This window comes from Legionella sp. (genome assembly GCF_047605385.1).
GTDB lineage: Bacteria > Pseudomonadota > Gammaproteobacteria > Legionellales > Legionellaceae > Legionella.
Map to the genome: position 1 here is coordinate 1 of NZ_JASGFU010000101.1, position 6450 is coordinate 6450.

Genomic DNA, 6450 nt, shown 5'->3' on the forward strand with positions numbered 1-6450 from the left:
GCTCAAAAAGAAATTATGGTTGATTTGATCATCAATTTAATAAAAGAGCAATCTGGGGCATAATGGGGTATTTTTATCGAGGAATAACGTCAGGGTTGATTATTCACATAATATGCCACCGGCTAAAATGGTAAATTGCTGGCCGAAACCCCTTTATGGGCAAGACCGCTATTAAATCCCAATATCAATGACAAAAAACTATTAGCCAAAGCAAAAAATTTGGCGTGTCCTGAACTCTTCAAACTTATCGACAAACAGATTATTAAATAAACATAGTAGAGAGAGCACATGCCGGTTTAATAAGGAGAATACCCAAGTTTGGATGTTCACCCGCAGCCCCCTGATGGGCTTTTTTTAGGTAAAGATTAGTCTTGGCCTAGAATGACAACTACAAAATTGAAGTGGGGACAAAGTTGTCACAAAATCGCCCCGACGTACACACTAGGCCATAAAAGATATCAGTGCCCTCATTGATGAGGCAAGAAACCATATTGCGGTTGAATACAATTTTACTCAAGCTTTGCTTTGTTGGTATATTGGTAAACGTTGATGTTCTTTCTTATTTTTATTAGACTTTTCACCAAAGAAAGTCATTGAATTTGAATTAAGAATATTCTCTAAACAATCGCCTTCTTCTTCGTTAAGCAACAAATCGTTTTCAAAATTAAATTCCTCAGAAAATATGTAATTATTGATACACAAAGCTCTTTGAATAATCTCGCTTTTAAAAAAAGAGCTTATTTTATTCCGTTCTTCTTCTGTATTTTGTTTAATTAATACAATACTTTTTTTTGCCTGAATAGTTGCAGCAATGCAATTTTTTTTAAAAGACTTTTTTACACTATCTGCAATGGAATAAGCTGATTTACCTTGATCACATGATAAATACAACATCAAATAAATGAGGGGTTATGAACATACTCAGGACTCGTCATATTCCATAATGTTTAAGCTACTTATCAGCAGTAGTCATCAAAAATATCTCCTCCTTTCCATTCTAAACCTGCCTATACAAAATTCTTTGACAGCATCGTCTCTAATGAATACTAAAGAAGCTCGTCTGCAACACCTACATTTAGAGATAGCTCTATCTTTTCTGAAATTTTGGAAATCCTCAATTGATAATTTATTATCTATTTTATTCTCATTAGGAATATCAATTATTTATAATGGCATCTTTTATTACTTAAATCGGTTGCTTCATTACTACTTAATTGTCTTTTTTTCAAATTACTATCTGATTTAATACTATCTGCATCAATATTAGGATCTATTGATGATTCAGTGATTTCTCCAATAGCTAGGCACGGTGGATCATCCTTTTGCTTATTACTATTGACTGATTTTGTTGATTGAAATTGTGGAGCACGAAAGAATCTATAAAAAGTCTGAAGTGTTGTTGCAGCAATTTCCATTTCTTTATTTTCTGCCAACATTACTTTTTCTCCTGTTTCTGTCCAAGAGAAGTCATGGCTGTCGGCATTAAATGCTTTATCTAATCCATAGCTCATGAAAGAAAAAAACCTTCGCTCATCAGGGTGTTCTTTCTTCATAATATTTTCCATTTTTAATGGTCCAGATGTAGAGACCACGGTGTTCATAATCATATTGCAACGCACGAGATCGCGAAAACTCATTAGCAGGTTTTGCTCATTCTTTTCTAAAAGTAGGTCTATAATGGCGGGATCCGGAAAAAAATTTACATACGAAGTTAATTCATCTCTTAGACATTTTGCGGCTTTTTTTATTAAATCAGTTTCTGCTAAGTTGTCTGGAGCATTATAGTTTTCTATAAATACATGAATGTCACTGACTGAATATAATACAGTAAAGCAAAAATCTTTAATTTTGCTTGATGAGTTTTTTAAAATTTCGTAACGAACTTCGCGAGCATTTTTTTCTTCTGGAGTAACAAAAGGTAATGAAAAACAAGCTTGTGCTAAGCAATTCGCCCAATTTTTAGGAATACAACAACTATCATAAATATCTTGTTGTATGCGGATAATATAAGGTAAAGCATCTTCGTGATGCACAACAGCTATCATGTCATTATTATAAAATTCATCTATATAAGAATCTAGATTCTGTTTATAAGAAAATAAAAAAGGTTTACTTACATTAATGATTGATGGAAGTTCACTTGTATTAACATAGACATCGAGGTCAGTATAGGTACCCAAAGTATAAACAGGATGTAGCCATCGTAAAATATCGCTGGCAACAGCTAAATTACCTCCCTTATCTAAATGATAGATTTCATTTCGATAAAGATGGATCAATTTTATTTCTTCACTGGTTGTACATAAAGGAAAAATGCTAGTTTGTACGTCCTTGGCAACAATATTTTGATCCGCGCAAAAAACAGTAAGATCTTCTAATGCCTTTGGAGATAGCAATGTACCATCATAAATTAAAAAGATCTTGTCTGTGAGATTAATTGCTCTCATTTCTACAAGACGTAATTGATTTTTAAGAGGCATAAAAGAGTTAGAGTCTTTACTTAACCAAACTTTTACGTGTTTATGAGGATTATAATTATAGGCCATACGAGTGCATGAAAGAACAATCTATAGTGCATTGTATAATTAAATTTCACTATTTTCAATATTTAATCTTAATGAAGATATTTTACAAAGATTTTCGACAGAATTCCTACAGGCATTGTCCTTTAGATCTAGCGCTCCAGACTTACACCCGATCAAAAAACTTCAAATTATAACATTCATTAATAGTGTCTAATGAAATAATTCTTCTATTGTTTCCTGCATCTCATCCTGGCTCGGTTTAGCGTAACGAAATATTTCTTTAATTGATACATTGCCGCTAAGTTCTTGAGCAAAATGCACTCCGTGCTTATCAGTCACTTTTTTCAAGAAAGTATGCCGGAGTTTATGAGGCGTAAATTCAAAAGCTTCATTCCCAGACGCAAGGGCTGATACTTGCCTCAAAACGCGCTGACAAAGTCGGTAAATGTTACGCGTATTAATGCGATTACCTGCCCTGTTAACAAATAATGGTTCATCGAGTTCAGTGGTTCTGGTTTTTAAATAGTTGTCCAGATGCTCTCTTGTTTCTTGAGGCAACGGTACTTTATTCGTCACACGCTTACTCTTATGGCGAACCACTGAATGAAGCCCTTTCGAGTGATATTGAGAAACGTTTAGTGATACTAATTCTGACTCACGTAAACCTGTTCCTAATAACACATAAAAAATGGCTGTTTCAAGCAATGCGTTTTGATTTTTTCGGGTACATATTTTTGCACGTTGTTCACAGGCTGATTTTAAGCGCATGAGCTGCTTGGAGGAAAGACCATTCCATTCGGGTGCATCGGTTTGCAAATCTTTCACCCCGGATAATGGATCGCCTGCAATTAATGGTCTTTGATGATGAAGCCATCGACCGGCATGACGAACAGTTGCCATAGTTCGGTTAATTGAAGTGGCCTTGTAGGGTTTCCCGGTTTTCTCAGAAATGGTGTTACTTAAAGAGCGTTGAAATTGTTTACTGACTGCTGGTGTCCAATTGTCAACAAAATCGTGCCCTACTTCCTTTTGAAAGAAATTGATAAACTTGGTTAAGTCTTTTTGCTTGGCTTGCTCGGTTTTTAGCGGTGCACCCTTCACATGAACTTGAAAATAAAATGACAACCAAGCCGATAAGGAGTTGGTGTCAAAATGAACATCCAACGGATGGAAAACCTTATCTACCCCAAACTTTTGATTTTTGTCATTTTGCGCATCCAGGAAATTCATAGGGTCACTTTTTTGTTTTTTCCTCATTATACCCTATTTAGGGTAGATAAGGTACGTTATCTACCCCAAATAGGTATCCAACTAAAAAATCCCTGCAGAATGTACATCCAAAAAAAAATGTTTTAAAATTGCTTTGATTTACAATTATTAAAATTACATGTCTCATATTAAAAATTATTTTCCGGATAATGAAGATGTGTTGAATCGACTCATTATTAATACAATAACTAATACCACTGATTTTAAGATTGGTGATACAGTTAAAATTTCTAAGCATCATACTGATGAGAAATAGACTATTACTGATTTTTCTGTAACTACAAATGGAGAACCTGCTGCTTTATTAGAAAATGATACTTTCCATACCTTCAATGCATCAAGTTCAAAATTAAGGTGAGTTAGATGATAAACACCGATTATTTAAAAAAACGTCATGGAATTAGTAAAAATGAAATTTTAAAAATGCACTTCCTTGATAATATGAATGCTCAGGAGATTTCGAAAGCATTAAAGGTTGATCTCTTACTAGTAAAGAAGATCATATCTTTTGAACGCAAATCTGGATTGATAAATAGCAATTAATGCCCTACCGTTTAAAAACTCAATTATACAGATGAAAGTTTACAAAGCTCTATCTTCTTAGCACAAGGTTGATAATATCGCACTCATTTCATCATAAGATCTCTGTTCCAATCGCTGTTTGATTAAATCCATCTTTTTTCGTAGTGCTAATTGCTCTTGAATGGAAAGCTCTGGAGCATCAACAAAATTAATGTTTTCAGCTTTTGATTGAGGGACTAATTGGTCTAAAAAAGAGACAAAAGATTTATCCATAGTCAACAACCTCTATTATTTTATGTTCTATAACATAAACCTAATTTATGTACAGTATGTATCCTAAACGTTTCTTCGAGTTCCATTCAATTGAAAAACCGTGGCAGCAATATTGTAGCAGAATTGCAACCGATAATTAAAACATAAAAATTCCTGATTCTTTGTCTGAAGTGTCTCTAAGATACTGAGCGACTTAGTTCCAAATAACTGGTCTTTGGCCAATCTATTGGCTAAATATTACATGGCAAGGTGACTCTTTTAATTGTGAGCCGTTACAGCTAAGGATGGTAACGTCACTTTACACGCTTCAAATACAATACTGTCTGGATGGAAATTAACGTTCTTGGGTTACACAGATTTGAAGTTCTTGAGCAACGTTTGTACGTATTACGGCACGTGACATTTTAATTGGTTATAAAGTCGTTCATTGCAGTTAATTTATCGTTGATTTTCCAGGATTGGACGATTTTTATTGGCTTAAAACTACGTGTGTATTTACATCTACTGGCACCGTCAACATGGGATGCATATTCCACTCCATGCTCAAATGCAAATAGAATTACAGATTCCCTGTTACAAACACATGCTATTTATGTGACAATTTATCCCTAATTATAAAAACGGGCCACTACACCACTTAATTAGTATGAGACGAGCCTCTGTATCAGCACATATGACACGATTAACATATAATATATCGAATAATATATCCTGAGAATTACAAGTATAAGTTTTTTAGTTTTTGGATAAATAAAATGGATAATAACAATCGATATTCTGTCCCAGAAGATGAAGATTATGAGCCTGGCTCAAATAATGAAGTTTTAAAAAATCTTTTAGGTATTAAAGATAAAGAAACAATGGAGCAAGTAGAAGAAATAGAATTGGAAAGAACTGGAAATGAACTTCCCAGCATATATAGTGCAGATTATCAATTTACACAACTTGATATACGACAGATTCATAAACTTTGGTTAGCTGACATTTATCCTTTTGCTGGAAAATACAGGACAGTGAATATGAGTAAAGATGGTTTTCAATTTGCTGCTTCAAAATATATTGATAAATCCATGCAAGAACTAGAAAGAAAATTTCTAAAACAGTATACACCTTGCCAAGGTTTAAGTAATAAACTCACAGAAGCTCTGGGAATTGTACATATTGAATTAATTGTCATTCACCCATTTCGAGAAGGGAATGGAAGAGTATCAAGGTTACTGGCAAATTTAATGGCTATGCAGGCAGGTTTTCCTCAGTTAAATTTTGAACCCATTGATAAAACGATTAATCCACAGGGTTATCATAATTATATTCTTGCTATACATCACGGGGTAATGGGGAACTACGAACCAATTCAAGAATTGTTCTCAGAAATTTTAAGGGTCACTTAGATGAAGTCTTTTTTTCATTTCTGCTAAAACAACATTTGACCGAGAATGATCAATCGTAACAGATGAGGCTTTATTTTTCACAACAATACCTTCCACGCCGCAAGATGTTCTAACAGAGCGAGCATTTGAACGTTTAGCCTGTTCCTTATCCTGCAAATAAGGATTTACTTCTGATATTGTTTTCATACCTGTAAGTATACCACATTTCCAAAATGTTGATGATTAAAAATTCTTTTTTAAGAACGAAGCTTACTGACAAATATAACTATATAAAAAGACTCAATATGCTTTTCTTGAATGGGAATAATTTCAAACGTCATCATATCCTCATGCTAACATCTTTCAAAATAGATAAAATGTTTGACTTGTTTAAGACAGACTTGTTTAAGACAAAGAGCATGTTAAACCCAAGATATTATGTGTAGTAGTTCAAACTTGATCTGACAGTTGCCAGTTTTTCAGAAGTGTCT

The 6450-nt window shown here is 33.8% G+C and carries 7 protein-coding genes; 2 read left to right on the plus strand and 5 right to left on the minus strand.

The window, feature by feature from the left end:
* Window positions 1-513 precede the first annotated feature (513 nt).
* The 3 genes from QM652_RS13650 to QM652_RS13660 all read right to left on the minus strand — a co-directional run bounded on the left by QM652_RS13650 (window position 514) and on the right by QM652_RS13660 (window position 3782).
* A complete protein-coding gene (locus QM652_RS13650; RefSeq protein WP_415076721.1) occupies window positions 514-894 on the minus strand; it encodes a hypothetical protein in 381 nt (126 codons plus the stop codon).
* 266 nt (window positions 895-1160) lie between these two features.
* Window positions 1161-2546: a glycosyltransferase family 88 protein gene (locus tag QM652_RS13655; RefSeq protein ID WP_415076723.1), complete on the minus strand. Its 1386-nt coding sequence runs from the start codon at window positions 2544-2546 to the stop codon at window positions 1161-1163.
* Between the two features lie 189 nt (window positions 2547-2735).
* Window positions 2736-3782 carry a tyrosine-type recombinase/integrase gene (locus QM652_RS13660; RefSeq protein ID WP_415076725.1) on the minus strand — a complete coding sequence of 349 codons (1047 nt, stop codon included), beginning with the start codon at window positions 3780-3782 and terminating at the stop codon, window positions 2736-2738.
* 375 nt (window positions 3783-4157) lie between these two features.
* Between QM652_RS13660 and QM652_RS13665 the strand changes: the two genes are divergently transcribed.
* On the plus strand, window positions 4158-4337 hold the full coding sequence (locus QM652_RS13665; protein WP_415076727.1) for a hypothetical protein: 180 nt from the start codon (window positions 4158-4160) through the stop codon (window positions 4335-4337).
* 57 nt (window positions 4338-4394) lie between these two features.
* Here QM652_RS13665 and QM652_RS13670 read toward each other — a convergent pair whose 3' ends face one another.
* The gene (locus QM652_RS13670; protein ID WP_415076729.1) at window positions 4395-4589 is read right to left on the minus strand and encodes a hypothetical protein; all 195 of its coding nucleotides are present in this window, start codon (window positions 4587-4589) and stop codon (window positions 4395-4397) included.
* Between the two features lie 755 nt (window positions 4590-5344).
* Between QM652_RS13670 and QM652_RS13675 the strand changes: the two genes are divergently transcribed.
* Entirely contained in the window at window positions 5345-5980 is a 636-nt protein-coding gene (locus QM652_RS13675; protein ID WP_415076731.1) for a Fic/DOC family protein, read from the plus strand.
* On the opposite strand, the gene QM652_RS13680 is transcribed toward QM652_RS13675, so the two are convergent.
* Window positions 5966-6166 (minus strand): hypothetical protein, encoded by a 201-nt coding sequence (locus QM652_RS13680; protein WP_415076733.1) that lies wholly within the window; start codon window positions 6164-6166, stop codon window positions 5966-5968. The two genes, QM652_RS13675 and QM652_RS13680, sit on opposite strands and share 15 nt — an antisense overlap.
* Window positions 6167-6450 lie beyond the last annotated feature (284 nt).

What these genes read in the sequence shown, in the direction of transcription:
- QM652_RS13650 (WP_415076721.1), bottom strand. Translation starts at nt 894, where the DNA reads ATGTTGTATTTATCATGTGATCAAGGTAAATCAGCTTATTCCATTGCA.
- QM652_RS13655 (WP_415076723.1), bottom strand. Translation starts at nt 2,546, where the DNA reads ATGGCCTATAATTATAATCCTCATAAACACGTAAAAGTTTGGTTAAGT.
- QM652_RS13660 (WP_415076725.1), bottom strand. Translation starts at nt 3,782, where the DNA reads ATGAGGAAAAAACAAAAAAGTGACCCTATGAATTTCCTGGATGCGCAA.
- QM652_RS13665 (WP_415076727.1), top strand. Translation starts at nt 4,158, where the DNA reads ATGATAAACACCGATTATTTAAAAAAACGTCATGGAATTAGTAAAAAT.
- QM652_RS13670 (WP_415076729.1), bottom strand. Translation starts at nt 4,589, where the DNA reads ATGGATAAATCTTTTGTCTCTTTTTTAGACCAATTAGTCCCTCAATCA.
- QM652_RS13675 (WP_415076731.1), top strand. Translation starts at nt 5,345, where the DNA reads ATGGATAATAACAATCGATATTCTGTCCCAGAAGATGAAGATTATGAG.
- QM652_RS13680 (WP_415076733.1), bottom strand. Translation starts at nt 6,166, where the DNA reads ATGAAAACAATATCAGAAGTAAATCCTTATTTGCAGGATAAGGAACAG.